At 38.7% G+C, this 248-nt stretch carries 1 pseudogene; it reads left to right on the top strand.

The features are described from left to right. Positions 1 to 248, top strand: a pseudogene (locus AC6UDE_RS07100) (hypothetical protein); the annotation flags it as partial.

The raw sequence follows: 248 nt of genomic DNA on the forward strand, positions 1-248 counted from the left end.
TTGGATATCGGTTAATTTTTGGAAATAGTGATGAAAAGAGAGATAAAGAAATAGAATATATTGACACTTTTCTGCAAAATAATGTAGTGGGCATGATTGCTTCAACTAGTGAAGAAGCCAATGAAAATTTCGATAATCTGGATATTCCAGTTGTCCTTCTCGACCGTACAGCAGAGAAGTTACCAGCTGTTTATTCCGATCAAAAGACAGTCGGTAAGCTGGCAGCACGCGTATTGCTGGATAGAGGC

The sequence above is a fragment of the Fructilactobacillus sp. X2R5C3 genome (genome assembly GCF_059901325.1).